The sequence below is a fragment of the Salinisphaera sp. LB1 genome, from assembly GCF_003177035.1.
Classification (GTDB): domain Bacteria; phylum Pseudomonadota; class Gammaproteobacteria; order Nevskiales; family Salinisphaeraceae; genus Salinisphaera.
In genome coordinates, this window is the sequence record NZ_CP029488.1 from 1,224,474 (window position 1) to 1,249,087 (window position 24,614).

The window sequence follows — 24,614 nt, forward strand, 5'->3', positions numbered from 1 at the left end:
CATGTTGTCAGTATAGCCAGCGGCACCGCTCAGGCCTGCTCGCGTCGCGACGACCCGCCGAGCAGGGCGCGCGCGGCGCGCAAATCGTCCACCGCGCCTAGTCCGACGAGTTGCATCAGCACGTTGCCATAGGCCGAGGCCTCCACCGCGCCGTGGCGTATCGGTTTGCCGGCGGCCTCGACGATACATTCGCACAACAGCGCATCCTGGCTGCCGCCGCCGCAGACATGGATCGCACCGATCCGGCGCCCGAATTCCTGTTCCAGCGTGGCGACGCCGCCCGCGATCTGGTCGGCGAGCCCGCGATAGATAGCGAGCGCGTATTCACCGAGTCCGGCCGGTCGGCTGTGCCCTCCGGCGTCCAGGAAATCGTCGATCGCCATCATGATGTCGTCGGGCGAGAAAAAACGGCGATCAGTTGGGTCAATACGCATGGACGCGGGTAAACCGAGGGATCGCGCGGCGCGCGCCGCCGCCGTGATCTCGGAGAACTCCGGGCGCTCATCGTGCCGGACACGCCAGGCCTGGCGCAGCATCTGAATCAGATACAGCCCATTGATGTTGGTGATCAGGCGATGGGTGCCGCAGACCCCGCCTTCGTTGCCGAAACCATGGGCAAGCGTACGGGCATCGCGGGTCGGCGCGCCGGTCTCCACCCCCAGCAGCGACCACGAACCCAGGATGAGAAACGCCTCATCCGCCGCGAGATCCAGCCCGGCCACCGCGCTGGCGGTATCGTGAGCGCCGACGGCCACCACCGGCGTGGCCGCGCCGCCGGCCGCTCGCAGCGCCGGGCGCAGTACACCGCAGAGCTCGCCGGGGACGACGACCGGCCGGAACAGCCGTCGCGGCAGCCCGAGTTCGTCGATCAACGCATACGCCCATTCGCCGCGGACCGTATCGAACAGGCCAGTCGTGGTCGCGAGGGTGTATTCGTTGGTTTGCCGGCCGGTCAGATGCGCCGAGAACAAATCGGCCATCAGCAACAGGCGGTCGGCCGCGGCGATGCGCTCGGGCCGGCGGGCGTGCAAATCGATAAGCTGAAAAACCGTATTCAGTTCCAGCTTCTGGGCGCCGGTTCGGCGATGCATGTCGTCCAGCGACAACACACCGCGCACGACCCCGCGGCTGCCGTGGCCATTGCGATGATGCAACGGCGGCCCCAGCAGACGGCCGTCGGCGTCGACCAGGCCGAAATCCACGCCCCAGGCATCGATGCCGATGGCATGGACCGGGCCGAGCGACTGCGCGGCGCGCAAGCCGGTTTCCAGTCCGCCGTAAAGCGCTTCCGGATCCCAGCAGAGTTGACCATCGTCGATGACGGTGGCGGTATCGAAACGATGGATTTCCTCGAGCGCCAGCCCGTGCGTATCCAGCCGGCCGAGCATGGCGCGGCCACTGCCGGCCCCGAAATCGAAGGCCAGGCAATGAACGGGGCCGGGCCGCCCGGACCCGGTCTGCGAACACGCGGCGTGCGACATACACTACCCGGGCGGACCGATGATTGTTAATACTATCCGCGATTCAGGCCTATAACAACGCAAACAAAATTACAACCTTTTTTTGCGTTGTTATTTTTTATTTATTAGTCATATTCACCAATTAAAACCAACCCGGCGCCGCCGGCTCCACACAGGATCCCTGATGTCTGTATCGACCACCGAACACGCGCTGCGCGAACACATCTGTGCGATCGGCCAGCGTCTGTACCAGCGCGAAATGGGGGCAGCCAACGACGGCAACATTTCGGTCAAGCTGGATGACGAGCGCATCCTCTGCTCACCGACCGGCGTGTCCAAGGGCTTCATGACGCCGGACATGATCTGCACGATCGACCGTGACGGCCAGGCGATCGGCGACAACGGCCGCAAGCCGTCGTCTGAAATTCGCATGCACCTGCATGTCTACCAGCACCGGCCGGACGTGAACGCGGTGGTACATGCTCACCCGCTCTACGCCACCGTGCACGCCATCTGCGGCAAGCCACTCACCCAGCAGATCATGCCCGAATCGACCATTCTGCTCGGCGAGGTACCGCTCACGCCCTATGGCACGCCCTCGACCATGGACCTGCCGAACGCCATCACCGACTACCTCCAGACCCACGACGCGTTGTTGCTGGAAAATCACGGCGCCCTGTCGTACGGCGCCGATCTCGACAACGCGCACTTCAAGATGGAGGCACTGGACTACTACGCCAAGGTGGTCTATCTGGCCTCGCAGTACGGCGGCGCGCACGAGTTCAGCACGGCGGAAGTCGACAAGCTGATCGAGCTGCGCAAGAACCGCTTCAAACTGCCCGGCCGACATCCGCTGGTCGACGGACGCCGGACCGAGTGATTCGACACGCTATGCGGTAATCGCGGCATCGCCTTGCCATATGAGCTGTTTATTCATACAGTCTTCATATGGCGCACCGAGCAACGCATCACAAGGGCCGCGGGGCATTGACCAATCCAGCCTCACGGTTCGCGGCCACCGCCGGCGAGGACTTCGACGACGGCTGGGACACGATCGACCAGGCCGACGAGGACGACACCGCGCCGGCCACGCAGCTGCACCGCGATCCGACGCGCCGCGTGATCTCGCGCAACGAATCGCCGGACGTGCCGTTCTCCGCGTCGATCAATCCCTACAAGGGCTGCGCGCATGGCTGCATTTATTGCTTCGCCCGGCCCACACATGAATATCTCGATCATTCCGCGGGCCTGGATTTCGAAACCGAGATCTACTATAAGCCCGAAGCTGCGGCCCTGTTCGAAGCCGAGCTCCGGCACCCGCGCTATCGTTGCGAGGCAATCACGCTGGGCGCGAACACCGATCCGTACCAGCCGGACGATCGGCATCTGGGCATCACGCGCGCCATCCTGGAAGTCGCCCACCGCTTCAACCAGCCAATCTCGATCGTGACCAAGGGCGCGCACGTCACCCGCGATCTCGACCTGATCGGCGACATGGCGGCACGCAATCTGGCCAGTGTGTTCGTCAGCCTGACCAGCCTCGACAACGAACTCAAGCGGCATCTGGAGCCCCGCGCGGCCGCACCGGCCCAGCGGCTGCGCACCATCGCTGCGCTCGCCGAGGCGGATGTACCCACCGGCGCGCTCATCGCCCCCGTGATTCCGATGATCACCGATGCCGAGATGGAAAGCTTAATGACCGCCGCAGCCGAGGCCGGGGCGACGCGCGCCGGTTACGTCCTGCTGCGCCTGCCGCACGCGATCAAGCACCTGTTCCGTGAATGGCTGGACCAGCACTATCCGGATCGCGCCCAACACGTGATGAGCCTGATCCAGCAGATGCGCGGCGGCGCGGACTACGATGCCACCTGGGGCACGCGCATGACCGGCACCGGCACCTATGCCGACCTGATCGCCAGGCGTTTTGCGCTGGCCTGCAAGCGGACCGGCATCAACGGCAAACGCTTCACGCTGGATACCGGCGCGTTCCGTGTACCGCCCGCCGCCGGCGACCAGATCGGATTCGATTTCGGCTGAGCCCGGCCTTGGCTTTGCAACGTTTCAAAGGGCATTTGTTGTCCAAATCGTCTGCAAATGAGCGCGACCGGCGCTAATCAAAGACAGGCGGATTCGGGCCGAATCGGCGCCGAGACCATGACCCGGGTTCATCGACGGTCGCTTTACAGACTGTTTTCTACCATCGCAGCCAGCGTAGATTCATTCTGCGCCGCCCATTGCCGACGCCCGACCATTCGCCGCCTTTCCATTTTCATTCGCGTGGCTTTGCGTTCATCGGGGCCTGTTTTTCTTGTCGTGACTTTGCGGCACGATCTTCGGCCTCATGCACCAGTTCGCTGATCCAGTCCACGAATCGCGGCAACATGCGCGGCGGCAGATCGTGGCCCATGCCGGGGATTTCCTCGTAACGCGCGTTGGGCAGGCATTCGGCAGTGGAGCGCCCATGCTTGACCGGCAGCAACGGGTCGGCCCTGCCGTGGATAACCAGCGCCGGGCAGCGCACCGCCCCCAGCAGATCGTCGCGCGGCGGGGCGGCGAGCACGGCCAGCGTCTGGCGCGCGGTGCCGGCCGGATAATAACTGCGCTCGACCGCGCGCCGGATTTCCGCCTCCCAGTCGTGGTAACTGTGCCCCATCTTCGGGCTACTGATCAGGCTCATGGTCTTGGCGAGATGGGCAACGATCGCGTCCGGGTCGCGGCTCTTCGGCGCCTTGGCCAGCCGCATCATCACCTTCCAGCGCCCGCGCGGCAGATGGCGCGCGCCCGAACTGGACATGATCGAAGTCAACGACGCCACCCGCGCAGGGCGCGTCGCGGCCACGATCTGGGCGATCATTCCGCCCATGGAGGCCCCCACCAGATGCGCGCGCCGAATACCGAGCGCCACCAGCAGCCCCACCGTGTCCTCCGCCATGTCTTCCAGGGTGTACGGGGTCTCGATCTCCCGGCCCAGCAACGACTTGAAAAACGCCCGGCGTACCGAGTCGTAACGGCGCGTGTCGCGCATCTTGCTCGACAGGCCGATATCGCGATTATCGAAGCGGATCACCCGCAGACCGGTGTCGGCCAGGGCGCGACAGAACGCATCCGGCCAGGCGGTGAGCTGGGTGCCGAGCCCCATGATCAACACCAGCGCCGGATCGTCGTCGCGTCCGAACTGTTCGTAGGCCAGCTCCAGGCCGTTGGCCTGGACCGTGTCCACGATGTCAGCGCCGTGCAGCGCCGGGGCAAGATACTCCGCCATCACTTGAGCCTGTTGCCATTTCGTAGGTGACCGTACCCGGGACTGCTTTGCCACCGGGCGAGGCACCGCGAGCATAGCGTAGTCAGCCAGTGTCAGCGAGCTGCGGCCCGGCATTGCGGCCCATCGTCGATTGCCCGGGGCACCCCGGGCCCGAGCGGTCGTACCGCACACCGCAGATGGCCGGCCCGCAAGTCCGGGCGCGCTGCTCGTTACCGCCGCAGGCGCCGCAACCGCGTATAATACGAGTTCATGAGCCTACTGGACCGACTGGCCGACGCCCACATCGAAGCGGCGGCTGAACGCGGCGAACTCGATGACCTGCCCGGCGCGGGCAAGCCCTTGCCGGCCGACGATGCCGCGAACGTACCCGAGCATCTGCGCGCGGGCTACCGGCTTCTGAAGAACGCCGGCTACGTGCCACCCGAGATCGAGACCCGGCGCGAACTGCGCGAGGTCGAGGATCTCCTGGCGCGCACACTGCCCGAATCCGACGCTGCCCGCGAACTGACCCGCCGCGCTCGCTGGATCGAGTTGCGGCTGGCGCAGTCGCCCCGCGGCCGCGCGCTGCTGCGCGAATCGGACTACAGTGATCGCATCCGCGAACGGCTTGCTGCTGCCCACGACACCAACACCGAGCGCTGATGGATCATATCGAACTCGTCGCTGCCGACAACCCGGCCCTGCTGCTTGAGCTTTCGGCGCTGGCGCACGTTATCTGGCACCAGCACTACACGCCAATCATCGGTCGGGAGCAGGTCGAGTACATGCTCGATGGCGGTTATAGCGAGCACGCCCTCAACGAACAAATGGCGGCTGGCACACGCTTCACCCTGGCGCGTCGAGGTGAACGCTACGTGGCTTTCGTCGCCGTCTCGCCCGATGCGGACGACCCGGACACCGCCTGGCTCGACAAGCTCTACGTGCATATCGAGGCGCGCAATCTCGGCGTGGGCCGCCGGCTGGTCCAGCGCGCGGCGGACCAGGCCCGCGAGTTCGGCGCCGCGACGCTGCGTCTTCGCGTCAACCGGCACAACGCCGAATCCATCACCGCCTATCGACGCCTCGGCTTCGAAACCGAATACGAAGATGTGAAGGATATCGGCCACGGTTTCGTGATGGACGACTATGTCATGGCCGCGCCCGTGGAACGGATCGCCACCGCGGTCGGCTGAACTGATCCGCAGGCCGCCCGGCGGCGTTCGCCTTTGGGCGCAACGGTTCCACGTGCAACCCGGCAACCCGCACCGCCCCATTCGGCATCAGCTCAGTTCCGACAGCGCCCCGGAAAACGCCGCGTATACCTCCTCGGAAAACAACACGAAGCGCACGCGCTGGAGCGATAGCGCCGCCAGTGCATGGTCGCTCACCGCCTGCACGGCGATCGCGCCGGCTTTGTCCAGCGGATACCCGTAGATGCCGGCCGAAATCGCGGGAAAGGCAATCGACGCCGCCTGCTTGTCTTCCGCCAGAGCCAGTGCGTTGCGATAGCAGGCTGCCAGTTGTTTCGGCACCTCGGCGTTATGCGAATACACCGGTCCGGCACAGTGCACCACCCAATTGTTGGGCAGATCGAAGGCCTCGGTAATCACGGCTTCGCCGGCCTCGATCGGCGCCAGCGCCTTGCTCGCCTTGACCAGTTCCGGACCCGCCGCGCGATGGATCGCGCCGTCCACGCCACCGCCGCCCTGCAATTGCTTGTTGGCGGCGTTGACGATGACATCGATATCGTCCTGCCGCGTGATATCGCCCTGAACACATTCGATGACGAGTTCGCCGATTTGTCGCTGCATGGCATCGCACCGGGGTCTGTAAGTGTTTGCCGTTCATCATCGCGCCCTGCGGCCCGCGATGCCAAACACGTGATTGGCGTATTGTGTCAGCCATCCCTCGGGTCGCCACGCGCCTTGAAGCACAGCGGCCAGCCCGCATTTATCCCGCAGGCCACTCCGCGGCGGCCGCCGCTTCAACCACTGATGAGATCCATGTCCGAACCGCTCGACACCATCGCCGCCGAGCCGCCGATCGCGGCCCGCAAGCCCAGCCAGACCACTATCCACGGCGTGACACTGCACGACGACTACGCCTGGCTGCGCGACCCGAACTGGCGCGAGGCGATGCTCGATCCGGACAAACTCGACGCCGACATCCGCGCTTATCTCGAGGCCGAAAACGCCTATACCGACGCCGCGATGGCCGATACCACCGAGCTGCAGGCCGAACTCGTCGCCGAAATGCGCGCCCGCATAGCCGAAGTGGACGCCAGCGTGCCAACGCCCGACGGCGACTACGTCTATTACCTGCGTTTTCGCGAAGGCGGCCAGCACCCGATCTTCTGTCGGGCGCCGCGCGCGTCGGACGGCGGCGCCGCACCCGGCGAGCCGTTGGCCGGCGAACAGACCCTGCTGGACGGCGACGCCGAGGCCGAAGGCCGCGCGTACTTCTCGCTCGGTGCGGTCGACCACAGCCCGGATCATGCCAAACTCGCCTTCGCCCTCGACGACCGCGGCTCCGAGGCCTACACCATTCACGTTCGCGCCATCGACCCACACGGCGCGAGCGGCGACGAAATCCAGCCGCCGATCGACAACACCACCGGCAACGTCGCCTGGTCGGCCGACGGCAATACGCTGTTCTACGTCACCCTCGACGATAATCACCGGCCCTGCCGCGTCTGGCGCCTAACGCTCGGCGAACCGCCGGCCAATGCCACGCTGATCTACGAAGAATCCGACCCCGGCTTTTTCGTCGGCCTCGGCGAAACCCAGAGCGCACGCTACCTGCTCATCCACGCCCACGACCACGCCACCAGCGAAACGCGCTTCATCCCGGCCGCCAACCCCGAAGCCACACCGCGCCTGATCGCCGAACGTGTGCCAGGCCGTGAGTACAGCGTGGACGACGACAACGGCGAGTATTTCGTCCTGCTCACCAACGCTGGCGACGCCGAGGATTTCCGCCTCATGCGCGCGCCGGTCGCCACGCCGGACTTCGACCACTGGGAAGAACTCGTGCCGCACGTGCCGGGTCGGCTCATCCTCGACCACGCCGAGTTCGCGCACCATCGCGTGCGCATGGAACGCGCCGACGCCCTGCCGCGTATCGTCATCACCGACAAGCACAGCGGCGAAGACCACGCCATCGCCTTCGCGGACGAGGCCTACAGCCTGGGCATGGCCGCTGGCTACGAATACGACACCACCACGCTGCGCTTTCTCTACAGCGCCCCGCACACGCCGGACGAGACCTTCGACTACGACATGCACACCCGCGAACGCATCCTGCGCAAGCAACGCCAGGTGCCGAGCGGCTTCGACCCGGCGCAATACATCGTGCGCCGGCTGACTGCCGAAACCGCGGACGGCCAGCACGTGCCGATCACCCTCACCCACCACAAAAACACCCCGATCGACGGCAGCGCGCCCTGCCTTCTGCACGGCTACGGCGCCTACGGCATCTCCGAGCCGGCCGCCTTCTCATCCACGCGATTCTCGCTCATCGACCGTGGCTTCGTGCACGCCATCGCCCACATCCGCGGCGGCAAGGAACGCGGCTATCGCTGGTACGCCGACGGCAAGCTGGAGAAAAAGCCCAACACCTTCGCCGACTTCGTTCGCGTGGCCGAGTACCTCTGCGAAACCGGCTACACCGCCCCCGGCAAGATCGCCGCCCACGGCGGCAGCGCCGGCGGCATGCTGGTCGGCGCGGTCGTCAACCAGCGTCCCGAACTGTTCGGGGCAGCGATCGCCGACGTGCCGTTCGTGGACGCGCTCAACACCATGCTGGACGATACCCTGCCGCTCACCCCGCCCGAGTGGCCCGAATGGGGCAACCCGCGCGACGACGCGCAGGCATTCGAAACGATCCGCAGCTACTGCCCCTACCAGAACGTCTCCGCCCAGGATTACCCGGCCGTACTGACCATCGCCGGTGTCTCCGACCCGCGCGTAACCTACTGGGAACCCGCCAAATGGGTCGCCAGACTACGCGCGACCAAAACCGACAACCGCACCCTGTTGCTCAAAACGCATATGGCGGCCGGACACGGCGGCCTGCCGGGGCGATTCGCCGCACTGGAGGAAACCGGGCTCATCTTTGCGTTTTTGCTCAAGGAGCTGACCGCGTCCATTGATTAACCGAGCGTCGTTAATTCGCGCCTGTCAACGCCCGCCTTGTTGCGGGCGTTTTTTGGACTTCTCATTTAACGTCGAGGATGCCGCAGTTACGTCTCGCTTTCCAGCAAGAGGAATCGCAAACATGAAGTGAGCACAAAGCACGTATCACGTTGACGTACGTACCCCGATCGGATTTTTTTAGTTTCCACTAAAACTTGCTTTCAATCCATGTAGCGATTAATTTCGAAGCAAGGTCGTTGATGGTTCTATTTAAGACCCTGTCGAAGCGGCGGGCCAGCGGCCAAACCAATCCCAGGGGGCACACATGAACTGTGCACGACGAGATTCCCCTAGCGACGCCGGTCGAAGCTCAGGTTCCGACCCGATACCTTGGGCGAATCAGAGCCGAGAACAACGACCGCGGGCCGCGCGCTGCAATAGTCCTCGCTCACCTTTTTTTCGCGCACGCCGACAAAGTGATGCCGGCGAAGACTTCTTGATGCCGATACGCACGGAAACCTTCAATTTCCTGCTGCGTTTCAGCGACGGCGCGACGGAGTGTTATCAGGTCGCCTACGCCACCGGGATCGAAGCCGCGTGCATTGACAATGACTGGCAATACCGCGGCTATATTTCCCGTCAGGTGTGTATTTACAATCGTGCCGGCAAATGCTTTAAGGAACAGCTTGCCGACCGGCGCACGCAAGTTGCAGATCCCGGGGCCGGCGGTATAGCGGACGATTATCAACAGTGGCGCCACTGGCCTGGCGAGCAAGACCCGGCAGATACTGGCCTTGCCTCGCACGCACTCCGGGCCATCACCCGCGACCTGTCACCGACATTGGCCGTGGCCATAATCAAGGACAAGCGTCGACTGGTCCACGAGTTCGAAAAGCGCTATCCGGGCGCCGCCATATCGGAGATCGATTAGCGACGGCAACCGGCGCCGACAGGCGCCGGGCGCCGGGCGCCGGGCGCACAGCGCAATAGAGCGCAATAGGGTCAGGTCTTGTTTTGTGCGCACAGCGCAATAGGGTCAGGTCTTGTTTTGTGCGCAAAAAAAGACCTGGCCCTAACACTCCCGCGAGCCTAATCAAGTCATGTTTAGCCTGCCCACTTACAGCGAGCGAACCCTAGGGATACCGTAGTCAGCCGGGTTGACCACGCCCTCAAGCTTTCCTATCTGCGCAAAATCGTCAGTATCCAGAATGCTGTCGATATTGGTGTCCTTGAACGCCAGGTTCTTCACGACATTGACTCGAACAGGCACGCCTTTCGAGTTGATATCCACGATCCAGGCTAGAAAACCACCCGAAAACTTCGCCAGGCTGCCGATCGGGTACAGGCCGTAATTCTGGATATACTCCACGAGAACGGTTTTGTCGAAAGCCGCAGATGCCTCGTTAACCCAGCGATAGGCGTCAAGCGGGGGACGCGGAGCGATGCCGTTGCGTTCGTGTGTCAGTTTGTTGACGATCTTGAGGAGCGATACCAGCCTGACTATCTCGGATAGCTGACTGCTTCTTTTTCGGGCGGGATAACCAGAGCCATCGAGGCGCTCATTCGCGTTTTCCAAGACATCCTGACAGACCGGACTGGAAAACCATTTCAGTTCCTGGAGCTTATCCCGCAAACTCGCCACGTGGTTTTTCAGAATTTCTTTCTGATAAGGCTTCATGTGAACTTTAAGAGACGGCAGCTCTTCGCTGATCAAGAGCGGCTTGCCCATAGTGTGCAGAAGCGCACCCAGTACAGCCTCGCGGGCGTGGGGCGTATGGGGATCTCGCATCAGCATCATGTCCGCAAGTCGGCCGGCGACCTGAATAGCATGACGTACCCAGTCTGGTTCATCGCGTAGAAAGGCGAGCGCATAGAGAAAGGCCTTGCGATCTTGGGAGACCAGGTACAGCAACGCGTCGGTACAGTCGTAGAGCGTTTCTTCAGGGAAGATCTCGCGCGTCTTCATGTACATCAGGCCGATTTGAAGCTGATGAGCAATTTCGAGCACACCGCGCTCCATCGGAGATTGCCGAGCACGCTTCTGGCGATCTTGTTGTTCGCGCTGCAAGATCCTTTTCTCCTTGGCTCCCGGAATGAACAAGAGTGAGTGACTCGTGACCTTGGCGTTGGAGCCCGTGCGATAAGCAGCTTCGCGTTCCGCTTCCAACACGTATTGGGAGAGAGCTTCAAGCTGCGCGGTCGTGAGGTTGACGAACTGCAGGCCCACGGCTGCGCGACCGTAGTTGCCGAACGGGCGCATGTGACGGATACACGCCTCGGAAAAGAACCGGTCGCCGTTGGGGAATTCCATTGCGATCCCGGGTATCACCAGCCCGACGTTGATCGCGATGCTCTCCGCGATATCGATATCCACCATACAGCCGCCGGCTGACAGATTTCGAAGTCGCCCGGGAATGGTCAGTTCATGCGGATAAACCTCGACGCTGACCCGGGCCTGCATACCGAGAATGAAGGGGATGCGAACCGCACCACGGTTCTCTTCCAGAAAGACCGATCCGGGCAACTGGCAATCCAGGCGGTAGATGGAGCTGTCTGTTTTAAGAGCCTTAGCCGCCACATTGCTTATACTGTAAACCTCTCGTTCGCCAGGCTCCGACGCGTTCAAGGCTTCGATATCGAAACTCAAGCGGCCATCGCTTACGTAGTTTTCGATATCCCTACCATTATATTGCGCCTCCAACACCATACGGCCGGCATCCAGATCAAGCTCGACGACCTCGGCCGGCAGAGCATAGGTTAGATACTTGGAATATATGGAGATCTTATACTTATGCTGAATGAGCGCACGAATCACTTGCGCCGAGGGATTTCCAGATAACTTAGCCTTGGCCATGGACTGTCCTGCGCATAGCGATTTATAAATTTCTATAATTTTTTACTATTTATGAGGGTGTAGACAAAATAACTGCCGGTGATAAACGCAATATCAGACAGTTACGTAGGTCGGATTAGGTGCTTGCACCGTAATCCGACAGTCAAGCCTCAAAACCCACGGATTGAGCGTCGGATTACGCGCTGCGCGCTAATCCGACCTACTTCTAAGGCATTGTTTTCCAAGTCGTTAGACAGAGCAATGGTTTGTCTACACCCTCTATATTTCATAAAATAATATATTGAACGAAGAAAAATGACGACTATCTCTTCGGTTGAGCAATTTTCGGCAATCACATTTGTGACTTGCGCTGGACCGGATCTCAATAAAAGCCCGCGTAAAAGCCGATACGGGCCAGCTCCTTTTCCACGTTACAGCAGCTGGTGTCGTTGGTGATTGGACTCAATAACGAGCTCAAATTGGCGCGCAATTGCCGTGGCAACCACCCCGTATAAATACGGGATTCAAGTTGCCATAAAATTATGAAAGGATGGTTATACGGCGCTGGTGCCAATATCAGACTGGAAGTCCACATATTATCACCACAGCCAGCCCTCTCTAGACTTCCCGGCTTGTACAAAATCCGGCTCTTGTGCAAACATTTACGCCAAATAATCACTGTTAGCACATAGAGCTCGAATGGCGGTTCGGAAATTGCACTCTGCCGGATTTTGAGCTTGAAGTATTGGGTATCGAGTAGTCCCCGAGTGCGCTTTCAAATCAGGCCAAGTGACATGTCTCCGACGAGCCGGGCGGCTGTGATGAGATGGTCGGCATAGTTGCAGAGGCCGGCGCGATGCTGCTGCAGCATCGTCACGAAGCGTTTCATGAGGGCCAGGCCCGTGGCATTGGCCACAACTCGCCCCATTGATCCAAACATTGCCCCGTGACGGCGATGATCGCCGGGGTATTGCACAGTTGTCGGCGCTGTTCTTTTCAAGGCATCGACCGCGTTGAGCGGGCCATTGACAGCGAGCAACTGATCAAGCCGCGCGGCCTTCAAGCGGTCGGCGTTTGTGTGTAGAGTAGCTACCGGCTGCCGGTCAAACCGTACTTCTCGTCAGCGGCTGATCGTTTGAACTCGGCTCGGCGGACGGTATCGATGACCTTCGAATACTGTTGCATAGCCTGGAAGCGGTCGGACACGATTGCGGCTTGGGGCAACCCCTTGATCACTGCTTGAACGAACGGCGCCCACATATCCACGGCCACGGCCTCGATGCCTTGAGCTACGGGCTCATCGAGCGGACCGAAAAACGCCGTCAGGCCGGATGCGCTACGCCCTTCGGCAACCCACACCAGATCGCCCGAGCTCAGGTCATATACGATCGTCAGATAATTGTTACCCATGACGCGGGCGGCCTCGTCCACCGAGGTGGATACGGACAACGCCGGCAACCCCGGAACGGTTAACGTTGATGTAGGTATTTGCTTCCACCCCTCGGCGGTCGAAAGCGACGAGTATCAAGAAGCCTTACCGCATTATCTTGAGCGTATTCGGTCGGTTATCGCTGAAGACGACATGATCAGCAGAACGGCTTATCCAGCACGAATAAAAAGGGCCGCCTTACACCGAAAGAGCACCCAGCAGATGAGGTCGACGCATGGATAATAAACCGCCCCCTCAAATACTCTGGATGGCGCCGCAGATTTCCTTGAAGACGGAGCCGTTCTCGGATCCGGTACTTTTGGATCCATGAAATGGAACCATTCGATACGCGAACTGGCACCGATCAGTGTCGTCGTGCTGTTGTTTGCCGGCAATATTCTGGTCGGCAAGGCGGCGGTGCCGGCAATACCGCCGTTTACCCTCGCGCTGTTGCGTTCGATCATCGCTTTTGCGGCATCGCTGGTGTGCTTTGGCGGTCCGGCCTGGCGCTCGGTTAACCTATTTCGACAGCACAAAGGCCGTCTGTTTATCATCGGCGCCTCCGGCATCGGGCTTTTTAATGCGTTGCTTTATGCGGCCCTGCATACCGCCAGCACGACCTCGATCGCCGTGCTCGAGGCATCGATCCCGATCTTCACCGCAATCGCCGCATGGCTGCGGCTTCAGGAGCGTCTGGGTTATCTGGGCTGGGCCGGCGTGTTTGTATCGGTCGTTGGCGCAATCATCGTGGTTACAAACGGTGCGCCGATGGCCTTTTTGCGAACGGTGTCTCCGGGTGTATTCGTCATGCTGCTCGCAATCGGCGCCTGGATCGTCTACGCGATGGCTGCGACTCACGGCCTGTCGGGACTACCGCCGCTGGCCGCCATGGTTCCGTTATCTGCGGCTGCTGTGGTTGCATTGCTCCCGCTTGCGCTCATCGAACAGCTCGTTCTCGGAGGCTCAGGATCCCTATCACCAGCCGCTGTCGGGTCGGCACTTTATCTCGGCCTCGGCCCCTCGTTCGTCGCGTTTATCCTCTATAACCGTGCGCTCAGAACAATCGGCCCGACAGCAGCCGCCTTGAGTTTGAACGCGCTGCCGATTGCGGTGTTGGCATTCGGTTATTTATTCCTCCACGAAAGCATTTCGCTGCCGCAGATCCTCGGGACGATGACCGTCCTGGCCGGCGTCTCGGCAGTGATTCGGGCTAGGGCCTGTTGCCGCTTCGTGCGAGCGCCGCGTTGGAGACCGCAAATCGTGTCCGGCAAGGCGCGAGTCGCCGCGTCGTGGCGTGCCACGACCCAGGCTCGCAACGCCGCCGGGCGCGATTTGCGGCCCAACCCTTCGGGACAAGCGCTGTTTTGCGGCAATTCAGCGTTGTAGCTCTCTCGCGTAGAACGACTACGCCACGTTCGCTACGCCTCGTCTTGCCGCAAAACAGCGCTTGGCTCGGACTCGCACGAAGCGGCAACAGGCCCTAAAAGCATTCGTGGCAAATACGCCGCCGGCTAACGCCGGTGGCTTCCGGTTACGGCTCGGCTCGGCGCCGGGTCGATCGGCGTCCCAGGCGATGGCCGTCATCCGGCTACGGGGACGTTTGCTCGGCGAATTCAACGCCCAACGACAACAGAGCGCTCCTTGACACCAGATTTTTAATGGCCTCGTTGGCGCCTCGGTCATTCCCGTGGCTGCGAGCCTGCTGTCATTGCACGCAATGGCGCATTGGCGGTCTCAATTCGAGTCAGGCAAGGCACAGAGGGCCCAGCCGCAGTCATCTGCGGTCGAGCCCTGCTGCCCGGGATGGCGCGCCTACGGATATCGATGGGGTCCAGCCCAATGAACCCGATAGGGCTCATCACCGCGCCTTGCCTGGCACGAGAAATCGATCGAAATCCATGACGCGAACTGTGGTCTAGAAGTGCGCCTGGGCGCCTACCGTCAGGCGAGTGACGCCACTGCTGGCCGAGGGCTCGTAGGATGTCTGCGACAGCTGGATACGCGAGGTGTGCACCTTGGTGTAACTGGCACGCGCGTAGATGCCCAGCAGGTGGGTAAGCTGATAATCGGCGGTGGCCGAGCCAACATAGCCCCAGTCGTGGCCCTTGTATTTTCCGGAAGACCGCTTGTTGGAGAGCGTGCCGTAGAAGTTGTAGGTGGCCAGTCCCTTCAGTTCCAGGCCGAGTCTGCGGGTGATCGCGAAACGGTCCATCGCACCGAAACGCGCCTGCGCCTGTAGCCGGTCGTCACGGCTGGCCGCTACCGGACCCGAGCCGAGGCCCGGCACCGTCACGCGCCCGGTACCCGTGTGATCGTAGTGGTAGCGCACACCGATACCGACGAACGGCACGATCGCATCCCGGCCACCTGCCAGGTGAAACACCGGGCCCATGTCGACGTGGCTCGTCAGCAGTTTTTCGTCGATCGAGGTCGAATACGGCTGCGAGTCGAGCTGGCCGGTATTCGGGTTCACATACTGAACGCCGCCGTCGTAGTGGGCGCTACCGGCGCTGTAACCGAGATCGCTGTCGTAATAAAAATGGTTGCCGATATACAGCTTCTGGAGGTCAACCCCGTTGATCCAGCCCTTCTGGCTATCGAAGCTATGCTCGTGGCGATAAAAGTGCGTCGCGGTATAGCCGAGCCGATAGACGTCGAGATTCGCCGACGGTGCGCCATGCGTGGTGCCGGCCTGCGCAGCGGCGGTGCCCGCGGCCAGAATGACGGCAGCGATCACGCCCTGGTGAAAATAATAGGAAATCCTCATACCCCTCTCCTTGCGTCCCCGAAAAAGTCGGCCGGGAGGCGACACCGCATGCGCTGGCTTACCCCCGCCGTCAATGAAACCGGCTGAAATGCTATTCGGCCGGGCCGCTATTCTGGTGGCTCGACTTTCCTGGGTAGCCGAGAAAAAGGAGCCCAATCCGGTTGATAATCGAGTGATTGGCCGAGTCGGCGTTGTGCGGGCGGCGGGCAGAGACGCCCTCGCGCGCCAAGCGCTCGGCGCCGCGATCGCGACTCGCCGCAATAGGGCAACTCGGACAGCCTGAAACCCCACCCCGCTGCGCGACCAGCGGCGCGCGCCGGCGTCGACCGCGGCTGGGCCCGTCTGATCGATGCCCCTGCGGGGCCGGCGGGCTTAAATCACCGCATTAACGGTCGCTGCCGGCAAGCTGCCATTTCGCACGGCATACGGACCCGGCGCACAGTGGAATTCTGCGGCTGCCACCGGCTGACGCGACGGCTGACCGGTAGTTCGGGACCGACGGCTTTGCACACGCCGTAGGTGGCGAGCATCGCCCCGTTAGCGCGAACGGGGATGGCGAACGCTCCGGTCAAGGCAAAAGTGTTTGCGAATGACTGGTTACGCAGCCGGCCAGCCCGAAGGGTGTCGATTTTTATTACACCGAATCGCCGCGTGAGAAAAGTATTTCCGGCGGCGCCAATCGCGACCGGCTACGGCCTGGCCGGGGCTACAGCCCGTCAGATATTTTAATATGACATTTTTAAGACATTTATATTAATAATGCATTGAAATTTGCAAAATGACGAGGTCGAATAATCTGACACTCAGGGACAAGCAAATATATTTTTTATTAAAAACCAGCAAGTTAAACGGAAAACAAAAAGGGCATGCATATTGCTTTGCGGTTCGCGCCCATATCCATATCCTAAAAAACAATGAATAACCGCATGTCTCCGATGGTGGCGGCCGTGATCTGTACCGCCGCCGGCCTCGCGCTGGAAAGCCCCGCCGTGCTGGCCGCTTCATTCACCATCGATCCGGGCCAGACGCTGACGAGCCCACAGACGCTGACCGGCGGCCAGAGCGGCACGATCAAGGCGGGTGGCAGCCTCGTCATTCCGTCCAGCAGTGACAGAGTCGGAATCACGGTATCCGGCAACACCACGCTCGACAACGCCGGCACGATCGATCAACAAGGCAGCGGGCGCGCTATTCGCAATGACAACAGCAATCTCACGCTGACCGTCGTCAATGAAGCTGGGGCCCTGCTGCAAAGCAAGGACGCCGATGCAATCCAGTTGCACAAGGGCAACAACGTCACCTTCAAGAACTACGGCACGGTCAATTCGAAGAACATTTCCCAGGGCGGCGCACAGGCGATCGACTTCAATCACATCACCAAGGGGAGCAACACCGTCGATAACTATGCCGGCGGCGTGATCACCGCTTTCGATGCCGATGGCATACGCCCGGGCGTGGATGGCGTGGTGAACAATGAAGGGACCATCAAGTCCAAGAATCCCTTGAATAGCACGGACGGCACCGATGGCGTCGATGCCCAGGACAACAGCGGCGTGACCGTGGTCAATCACCCGGATGCCACGGCCGCGACCAGCCTGATCGAGGGTGCGCGACACGGCATCACCGGCGGCAATACGGATACGTCGACCAACGGCGACTTCGTCATGCACGTCACCAATAACGCCGGCGGCACGATCCAGGGTGACGACGGCTCCGGCGTCAATATCGATGGTTTCAACGCGAATGAAAAGGTGACGGTGGTCAACCACGGCCTGATCAGCGGCGACGGCGTTAATCGCGATGGCGACGGGGTCGATGTCGACGGGCTGGTCGATATCAACAATACCGGCACCATTCAGTCGCTCAATGCCGCCGCCGGCGAGACCAGCGAGGGCGTCACGGTCGGCGGCGGCAAGATCGTCAACAGCGGCACGATCGTGGGCAAGAACAGCGCGGACCCTAGCCGCGGCATTACGCTCGCCGGCCTCGACAAGAGCCCTGATACCGGCAAACCGATTCCGATTCAAGGCATCTTTGCCGATTCATCGGTGACCAACAGCGGCCTGATTCAGGGGCAGACCGGGGCCGGCATCGCGGTCACAGGCGCGGCCAACAAGCATACGGTGACCATCGACAATCTCGCTGGCGGCACCATCGAGGGCGGCGGCAGCGAGGCGGCCATCTTCACCGGCGGCAACAATGCCACGGTGACCAATAGCGGCACGATCGTGGCCGATGGCAGCGGCAAGGCCGTCGATCTCGGCAGCGGCGACTCGACCCTCGGTATCGTCGGTGGCCGGGCCCATGTTCAGGGCGACATCTCGGGGGGTAGCGGCAACAGCACGCTGACCATCACCCCGGGCGCCGGCCAGCGGTTCGCCTACGCGGGCAATGCCACCCACTTCCAGCAACTCAATGTCGGCGCCGGCACCACGGTGCTCAACGGCAACAACACGAATATCGGCCGCACCCAAGTGCGCAGCGGTGAGCTGATCGTGGGCAATCACGCCGGCAACGGGGCCAAACTGGCCGGCAATGTCACTATCAACGATGGCGCCACGCTGGCTGGCCACGGCTCGGTCGGCGCCACCACAGTTGCCAGGGGCGGCATATTGATGCCGGGCAACGGCAATGGCGATGTCGGCACTCTCGGTGTGCAGGGGCCGTTGGCTCTGAACGGTTCGCTGTACCTGGATATCTTCGGCAACCAGTCGTCGGACCAGGTCAATGTGGACGGCATCGCCGACTTTGGCAGCGGCAGCATGCTGGGCCTGAACCTGCTGGCCAACAACAACCTGCAAGTCGGGGATACGCTCGACGTGATGCTGGCCCAAAGTTTCGAGAATCTCTCGAACCTGGGGCTGCAGGGGCTTGATTTCGGCTCCGGCTGGCAATTCGACATCGCGGACGTCGGTTTGGCTAACAGCCAGGATCGAGCCCTGCGCCTGACCGTCGCATCGGTCGGCGGCGCACAGCCGGTGCCCGAGCCGAGCGGCCTCGGCCTACTGGCCGCCGGCCTCGCGTTGATCGGGGTCTTCAAATGGCGCCTGCCGCGTCGCGGACGCCCCGCGCTGGGCTGAGCTTAAAGCAGCTCAGCCGTGCAAACCCCGGGCGGTATTCATCGCCCGGGGTTTTTCCTGCCTGCCACCTGCCATGGCGTCGTCGTCGGCGCGACTCACCGGCCGATGCCCAAGTCCCGCTGTTACACCGGGCGAGACGGCCCGCCTCCTCGGCGGTCGATGTCATCCACCCGCCGGCGCCACGCCCCCGAGTCCGACAGCCTCTTCGCGCCGGTCTTTTCCGGACACGGTCAGGTAGGCAACGAAGACGACGATCAGCAGCCCCAGCGCGACGCTCACGACCCCGTCGCCGTACCCCATGCCGCCGAACCGATGCGATTTGCCGAGCCAGTCCGCACAGGAGGCGCCCACGGGCCGCGTCAATATGTAGACCAGCCAGAACAGCAGGATCCGGCTCACACCCGAGCTTGCCAGTACACAGGCCGCGCCGGCCAGGATGAACACGCCGGTAAACACAAGCGTCGCGTCGAAATAGCCCAGATCGAAGGTCGTCGCGGTCATGTCGCCGGCCGCCGTCCCCAGGGCGAACGTCGCGATGATGGCCGCCCAGTAGAATATTTCGCGGCGCGTGGTATAGATGCTGTGGATCGACAGCGTGCCCTCGACTCGCGCCCAGAGCGCGAATATGACGACAAGCGACATGGCAAACGCCGCCGTCGACACGAAATACGGCACCCCGAGCACGATATGGGCCACGTCCGCGACCATGGTGCCGAAGATCCCGATCATCACAATCACGAGCCAATAAACCCAGGGGATGTAACGGTTGACGACGAACTGAAGCGACAGCGACACGCCGAAGCCCAGCGTGCCCAGCACCACCGCGACATACGGATTGATGTGATAGACCAGAAAATCCGAGGTCGATTCGCCCATGCCAGTGGTCAGCAACTTGACGATCCAGAAGAAGATCGTGATCTCCGGCACCTTGACCAGAGCATTCCGGGCTGGCGATACGGCACTTTCAGGGGCATGGGGCATATTCGATCCAGCGGGTTCAGAGCAGGACAAGCGCCGTCGCCATCAGCGGCGACGGCTGACGAACGCTAGCAAAGCGCCCCCGAGCCGGATCGAACTTTCGTTTCAAGGATGATCGGCCCGCTCGCCGGCAAGCCGGGCGGCATCGTCCCTCCGGATGGCGCTCACGGCTGAACCGGCGTAAAGCCGGCGGCATGGGCCGGGCCGCACGATATGCCGACCGGCGCTCGCTCACTCGAGAATCTCGACCCCCTGTCCGACCCGCAGCTCGCCACTGTTCTCGGCGACGAGATTCTGGCCGAAACAGACATCCTTGCCCTGCCTGCGATACCGGCCGAGGGTGCGCAGTGGTTCGCCGTCGGGCCGGCGCTCGCCGGTGGCGGGATCCACCGTGATCATCACGCAACGCCCGCAAGGCTTGTCCACCCGGAACACGACATCGCCGATACGAATGCGTTGCCAGCCGTCCTCGGCGAAGGCCGCGCTGTCGGCGACGACAACATTGGGCCGGAACTGCGCCATGACGTGGCTGCCGTCGGTACGCGCGTTGACGTCGGCAAGCGACGCCTCGGCGGTGAGCAGCAGTGGGTAACCGTCGGCAAAACTCACACGGACACCGATCGAGTCGCGGTGACGATTCGATCGATCACCGAGCCAGAGCAGATGCACGGGCTCGTCGACGATGCGGCTGAACCAGGCATCGAGGCGCAGGGTCGTGGTCAGCGCCGGAAATTCGTCGCCCCAGACCCCGGTCTGGAACGGCTGCCGCGCGAAGGCATGCCGCGACTCGCTGACGGCCGGATGGTCATCGTGCATCACGAACAGCTGCTCGCCGTCGAAGCGGGCGAATACCCGCTGCAGGCCGGCGTAGCGACGGGCCGTGACGAAGCTGCCGTCGGGCCGGGCGAGCATGAAGCGGCGGTCACGCAACAAGCCTTCCTCGGTCACCGTCGCGCGGTCCAGCGCCTCGCCGGCGGTGGATTTGATCGGGTAGCGGTACAAGGCGGAAAGCGTGGGCACGGTCGGCCTGTCGTTCGCGGATTCGCCCGACAGATTAACCAATTCGCGGGGCCGACGCGCCCTCGAATACGCGCGCCGGCCGGCCTCTGCGGCGGCACCAAGAGCCAATTCCAATAGGCTCTTGGTGATACCCGAATACGCGAATCCCGCCTATAAGCTCAAGTCTGTACTCCGGCTGCCGATGTAGGTCATAGGGCTGTCGCGCCTTGTGATGCCGTAACGGCGCATATCGCGAAACTGACAAAAAAGGCGATAAAAGAAACAATCGCTGAGGAGATCTTCGATGTTGAATCCGAGAAAAAGTGTGCGGGCAAAACTCGCGATCGGCTTTGGGATGGCGCTGGTCTTCATCGTACTGCTCAGCGCGCTTTCGGTCTGGTCGATTCGTCGTGCCGCGGATAACACGGCCGCGATCTACAACCAGAATCTCTCCGGCATCGAGACGATTTCCAGCCTCAATCGGCAGGTCAACAATCTGCGCTCACAGGTCAGCACACTGCTGACCTCGCAACCCGACGCCCTGGCCATGAAACGCATGGCGGACCACATCGGCACGATTCAAAAGCAAGTGGATAAGGACTGGAAAGCCTACGACCCCGCCTTGATCACGAGCCCGAAGGAGCGAAAGCTGGCCGACCAGGCCCAGAAGAACCTCAAGACAATCGAGGCCTCGCTTGGCGATTTCGTGTCCAGTCTCAAGCAAGCCGACATGATGGGGGCCACCAGCATCTACGGTATATCGCTGCACAAGCCTATCGACACGCTGGCCCAGCAACTGCACCAGCTCTGGAAAACACAGCGTAGCGCCGCTGCCAATGCCTACGCGGACACCCAGGCTTCGGCGCACCAGTCCCAGATCACCATCATCGCCGCCGGGGCCGCCGTGTTCGTACTGGCGTTGCTCGTGATGTTGTGGCTGATGGCCGGCATCATGCGCCCGCTGGCCGCGGCCCGCGGGTTCGTCGCCGCGATCACGGAGGGCCGGCTGCATGATCGCGTCGACAACCCCTATCGCGACGAATTCGGCGGCATGATCGACGGCATCGAATCGATGCGCGCCCGTCTGTATGACGTGGTCAGCGATGTCGACAACCGGGCCGATTCAGTCACCGCCGGCGCCAATGAAATCGCGGCCGGCAACGACGAGCTCAGCAATCGCACCCAGGAACAGGCCGCGAGCCTGCAACAGACCGCGGCCTCGATGGAGCAGATGACCTCCACGGTCAAGCAGAACGCCGACAATGCGGCGCAGGCCAATCAGGTGGCCCAGAGCGTACGGACCCAGGCCAGCGAGGGCAGCGAAGTGGCCTCGCGTGCCGTGGCCTCGATGCAGGCGATCGAACAATCCAGCAGCCAGATCAACGAAATAGTCGGCCTGATCGACGAAATCGCCTTCCAGACCAACCTGCTGGCTCTCAACGCGTCGGTGGAAGCCGCCCGGGCCGGCGAGCAGGGGCGCGGCTTCGCAGTGGTCGCCACCGAGGTCCGCAGCCTGGCCAGCCGCAGCGCCTCGGCGGCCGACGATATCAAGAAGCTCGTGGCCGACAGTGCCAGCAAGGTCGCCGACGGCGCCGAACAGGTCACACGCTCCGGCAAAATGCTGGATGAAATCGTGGTGAGCGTACACAAGGTCAGCGATCTCGTCTCCGAGATCGCCGCGGCCAGCCAGGAGCAGTCCTCCGGCGTCGAGCAGGTGAATCTGGCGGTTTCGCAAATGGACGGCGCCACGCAGCAGAACGCGGCCCTGGTGGAACAATCCGCGGCCGCCGGCCGCTCGCTCGAAGAACAGGCGCGTGCACTCAAGGAACGCGTGGCGTTCTTCGAACTGTATCCGCGCGCGCTCGACGAACACGAGCACAGCGACAGTCCGAGACCGAAAGATACGCGCGAAGACAGCGCGCCCATGCCCGCAGCGGACGCCCTGCCCGCACACCACGGCGCGGCGGCATAGCGCAGATCGCGCGCTTCTCGAGTCAGGTCGGCGGTCCACGCCGCCGACAGGCCGCTTCGAGCAGCTCGAGCAGGCGAATGTGTACGCCGGATGGCGTCATGAATCGCTTATCCGATACGCACGCTGGCCCGCACGCTCTGGCCCGAGCCGCCGGTGAACGCTTCCCCGGACCGCACATTCGCGGCCGTCGCGGCGCGGCGCCCGTACAACTCGGGCGCAACGACGCCTGACACGCCCCGGTCGATCGGCTAGCGATAACGACCGCCGGGCACAGCCAAACCGGCCGCCGATCCGGCCGCCGATCCGGCCGCCGATCCGGCCGCCGATCCGGCCGCAGGCCTTGAAACCGTTCCCATTTGCCGCGGGTCAAGCCGGACCCGCCCGTTAAGACCAGGGACGAGACTTTGGTCGCAAGCGCATTGTCGACGTGCTTGGGTGCATCTATGGTCAACATGCAGCGCAATAAAAACCGATCATCCAATCGCCGATCTACACGCTACCCGGTAGCGGATGTCCAGATGCGACGTGACGATTCGCTCATCGCGAATCCCAGACCACTGAAGGAGAGCCATGAAAATCATAACGTTCGCCCGGCATGCCGCCGTATACGCTGGCCTGATAGGTGGTGTGCTCGCCGCCGGTGCTGCCAGCGCTGCCTCCAACAGCAGCAGCGATTCGCTGCATTTCCTGCCGATACCGAAAGTCACCGGCAGCCCGGTCAAGATCAAAAGCAATCAACAGTTCACGATCAAGTTCGGCATCGGCCTGGCCAAGGAAAGCGCGCAGTACCAGGGCGTGGAGTATTTCAAGAAGATCGTGGAACAGCGTAGTGGTGGCCATATCAAGGTCAACATCTTTCCGAGCGCCCAGCTCGGCGGCGATCTGCAGATGACCAGCGCGCTACAGTCCGGCACCCTCGAAATGACGCAGCCCTCGACCTCGCCGCTGATCAAGATGCAGCCGAAGCTGGCGGTGTTCGATCTGCCGTTTCTTTTCTCCTCGGCCAAGCAGGCCCATCAAGTGCTCGACGGGCCGGTCGGCCAGAAACTGCTCAAGCAGCTCAGCGACCAGAACAATGGACTGGTCGCGCTCGCCTGGGCACAGAACGGTTTCCGGCAGTTGACCGACAGCAAGGGCGCGATCTCCAAGCCATCCCAGCTCAAGGGGCTGAAGATCCGGACGATGCAGAGCCCGGTGCAGCTCGATATCTGGAAGACGCTGGGCGCCAATCCGACACCGATGTCGTTCGCCGAACTGTTCACGGCCCTGGACCAGGGCACGGTGGACGCGCAGGAGAACCCCTGGATCACGATCCTGACCTCGAAGTTCTATGAAGTGCAGTCGAACGCAACCGATACGCGTCACGTTTACACGCCGTTCATTACACTGATGTCGCAGCGCTTCTACCAGCGGCTGCCGAAGCCATACCAGAAGCTGGTCAAGACCGCGGCCGTCCAGGCCGGCCACTACGAGCGTCGGGCCGCAGTGAACATCGCCCATCAGGCGAAACAGGACCTGCAAAAGAAAGGCCTGAAGATCACGGAACTCACCAAGGCGCAACGCGCGGCCTTCCGCAACAAGGCGATGCCGGTCTATCAGGACTTCAAGGGCCAGATCGGCGAGCCGCTGTTCGACAACGTCATGAAAGCCACCGGCCATACGCAGGCTATTGCCGGCAACAGCCAGTAGCACGGCCTCCGCCATCGCTGCTTGTGCGACGAG

19 protein-coding genes are annotated in these 24,614 nt (G+C 62.3%); 10 read left to right on the forward strand and 9 right to left on the reverse strand.

All coding sequences use genetic code 11. From position 1 onward, the window contains the following. Positions 1-29 precede the first annotated feature (29 nt). Complete coding sequence (locus SALB1_RS05545) at positions 30-1,481, reverse strand: rhamnulokinase family protein (RefSeq protein WP_109992957.1); 1,452 nt, start codon at positions 1,479-1,481, stop codon at positions 30-32. A gap of 163 nt (positions 1,482-1,644) precedes the next feature. Between SALB1_RS05545 and SALB1_RS05550 the strand changes: the two genes are divergently transcribed. Next, entirely contained in the window at positions 1,645-2,340 is a 696-nt protein-coding gene (locus SALB1_RS05550; protein WP_109992958.1) for a class II aldolase/adducin family protein, read from the forward strand. Positions 2,341-2,408: 68 nt separating this feature from the next. Beyond that, positions 2,409-3,497 (forward strand): PA0069 family radical SAM protein, encoded by a 1,089-nt coding sequence (locus tag SALB1_RS05555; RefSeq protein ID WP_109992959.1) that lies wholly within the window; start codon positions 2,409-2,411, stop codon positions 3,495-3,497. Between the two features lie 232 nt (positions 3,498-3,729). Here the strand turns inward: SALB1_RS05555 and SALB1_RS05560 are convergent, their stop codons facing one another. Then, the gene (locus tag SALB1_RS05560) at positions 3,730-4,722 is read right to left on the reverse strand and encodes an alpha/beta fold hydrolase (protein ID WP_109992960.1); all 993 of its coding nucleotides are present in this window, start codon (positions 4,720-4,722) and stop codon (positions 3,730-3,732) included. Positions 4,723-4,971: 249 nt separating this feature from the next. Between SALB1_RS05560 and SALB1_RS05565 the strand changes: the two genes are divergently transcribed. After that, complete coding sequence (locus tag SALB1_RS05565; protein WP_109992961.1) at positions 4,972-5,364, forward strand: DnaJ family domain-containing protein; 393 nt, start codon at positions 4,972-4,974, stop codon at positions 5,362-5,364. Next, positions 5,364-5,894: an N-acetyltransferase gene (locus tag SALB1_RS05570; RefSeq protein ID WP_109992962.1), complete on the forward strand. Its 531-nt coding sequence runs from the start codon at positions 5,364-5,366 to the stop codon at positions 5,892-5,894. Before SALB1_RS05565 ends, SALB1_RS05570 begins: the two co-directional genes overlap by 1 nt. Positions 5,895-5,981: 87 nt before the next feature. Here the strand turns inward: SALB1_RS05570 and SALB1_RS05575 are convergent, their stop codons facing one another. Further along, the gene (locus SALB1_RS05575) at positions 5,982-6,512 is read right to left on the reverse strand and encodes an O-acetyl-ADP-ribose deacetylase (protein WP_109992963.1); all 531 of its coding nucleotides are present in this window, start codon (positions 6,510-6,512) and stop codon (positions 5,982-5,984) included. A gap of 192 nt (positions 6,513-6,704) precedes the next feature. Between SALB1_RS05575 and SALB1_RS05580 the strand changes: the two genes are divergently transcribed. Both SALB1_RS05580 and SALB1_RS05585 read left to right on the forward strand, forming a co-directional pair. Then, a complete protein-coding gene (locus tag SALB1_RS05580; RefSeq protein WP_109992964.1) occupies positions 6,705-8,855 on the forward strand; it encodes a S9 family peptidase in 2,151 nt (716 codons plus the stop codon). A 478-nt stretch (positions 8,856-9,333) separates the two neighbouring features. Beyond that, complete coding sequence (locus SALB1_RS05585) at positions 9,334-9,765, forward strand: hypothetical protein (protein ID WP_145961241.1); 432 nt, start codon at positions 9,334-9,336, stop codon at positions 9,763-9,765. A 186-nt stretch (positions 9,766-9,951) separates the two neighbouring features. Here the strand turns inward: SALB1_RS05585 and SALB1_RS05590 are convergent, their stop codons facing one another. The 3 genes from SALB1_RS05590 to SALB1_RS05595 form a co-directional block, all read right to left on the reverse strand. Then, positions 9,952-11,688: a PilZ domain-containing protein gene (locus tag SALB1_RS05590; protein ID WP_109992966.1), complete on the reverse strand. Its 1,737-nt coding sequence runs from the start codon at positions 11,686-11,688 to the stop codon at positions 9,952-9,954. Positions 11,689-12,442: 754 nt separating this feature from the next. Beyond that, on the reverse strand, positions 12,443-12,730 hold the full coding sequence (locus tag SALB1_RS18680; protein WP_145961242.1) for a transposase: 288 nt from the start codon (positions 12,728-12,730) through the stop codon (positions 12,443-12,445). Between the two features lie 26 nt (positions 12,731-12,756). Beyond that, positions 12,757-13,098, reverse strand: a complete 342-nt coding sequence (locus SALB1_RS05595; protein ID WP_145961243.1) for a transposase — start codon at positions 13,096-13,098, stop codon at positions 12,757-12,759. A 325-nt stretch (positions 13,099-13,423) separates the two neighbouring features. Here SALB1_RS05595 and SALB1_RS05600 point away from each other — a divergent pair, with 325 nt between their 5' ends. After that, entirely contained in the window at positions 13,424-14,482 is a 1,059-nt protein-coding gene (locus tag SALB1_RS05600) for a DMT family transporter (protein ID WP_109992968.1), read from the forward strand. Between the two features lie 529 nt (positions 14,483-15,011). Here SALB1_RS05600 and SALB1_RS05605 read toward each other — a convergent pair. After that, positions 15,012-15,863 carry a TonB-dependent receptor gene (locus tag SALB1_RS05605; protein WP_109992969.1) on the reverse strand — a complete coding sequence of 284 codons (852 nt, stop codon included), beginning with the start codon at positions 15,861-15,863 and terminating at the stop codon, positions 15,012-15,014. Between the two features lie 926 nt (positions 15,864-16,789). Between SALB1_RS05605 and SALB1_RS05610 the strand changes: the two genes are divergently transcribed. Further along, positions 16,790-18,943 (forward strand): PEP-CTERM sorting domain-containing protein, encoded by a 2,154-nt coding sequence (locus tag SALB1_RS05610; protein ID WP_145961244.1) that lies wholly within the window; start codon positions 16,790-16,792, stop codon positions 18,941-18,943. 162 nt (positions 18,944-19,105) lie between these two features. Here the strand turns inward: SALB1_RS05610 and SALB1_RS05615 are convergent, their stop codons facing one another. Beyond that, a complete protein-coding gene (locus SALB1_RS05615) occupies positions 19,106-19,924 on the reverse strand; it encodes a hypothetical protein (RefSeq protein ID WP_199678705.1) in 819 nt (272 codons plus the stop codon). A 228-nt stretch (positions 19,925-20,152) separates the two neighbouring features. Further along, positions 20,153-20,941 (reverse strand): MOSC domain-containing protein, encoded by a 789-nt coding sequence (locus tag SALB1_RS05620; RefSeq protein ID WP_109995290.1) that lies wholly within the window; start codon positions 20,939-20,941, stop codon positions 20,153-20,155. Positions 20,942-21,224: 283 nt separating this feature from the next. Here SALB1_RS05620 and SALB1_RS05625 point away from each other — a divergent pair, with 283 nt between their 5' ends. Both SALB1_RS05625 and SALB1_RS05630 read left to right on the forward strand, forming a co-directional pair. Further along, complete coding sequence (locus SALB1_RS05625) at positions 21,225-22,892, forward strand: methyl-accepting chemotaxis protein (protein WP_109992971.1); 1,668 nt, start codon at positions 21,225-21,227, stop codon at positions 22,890-22,892. Positions 22,893-23,462: 570 nt separating this feature from the next. Beyond that, the gene (locus SALB1_RS05630) at positions 23,463-24,581 is read left to right on the forward strand and encodes a TRAP transporter substrate-binding protein (RefSeq protein ID WP_109992972.1); all 1,119 of its coding nucleotides are present in this window, start codon (positions 23,463-23,465) and stop codon (positions 24,579-24,581) included. Positions 24,582-24,614 lie beyond the last annotated feature (33 nt).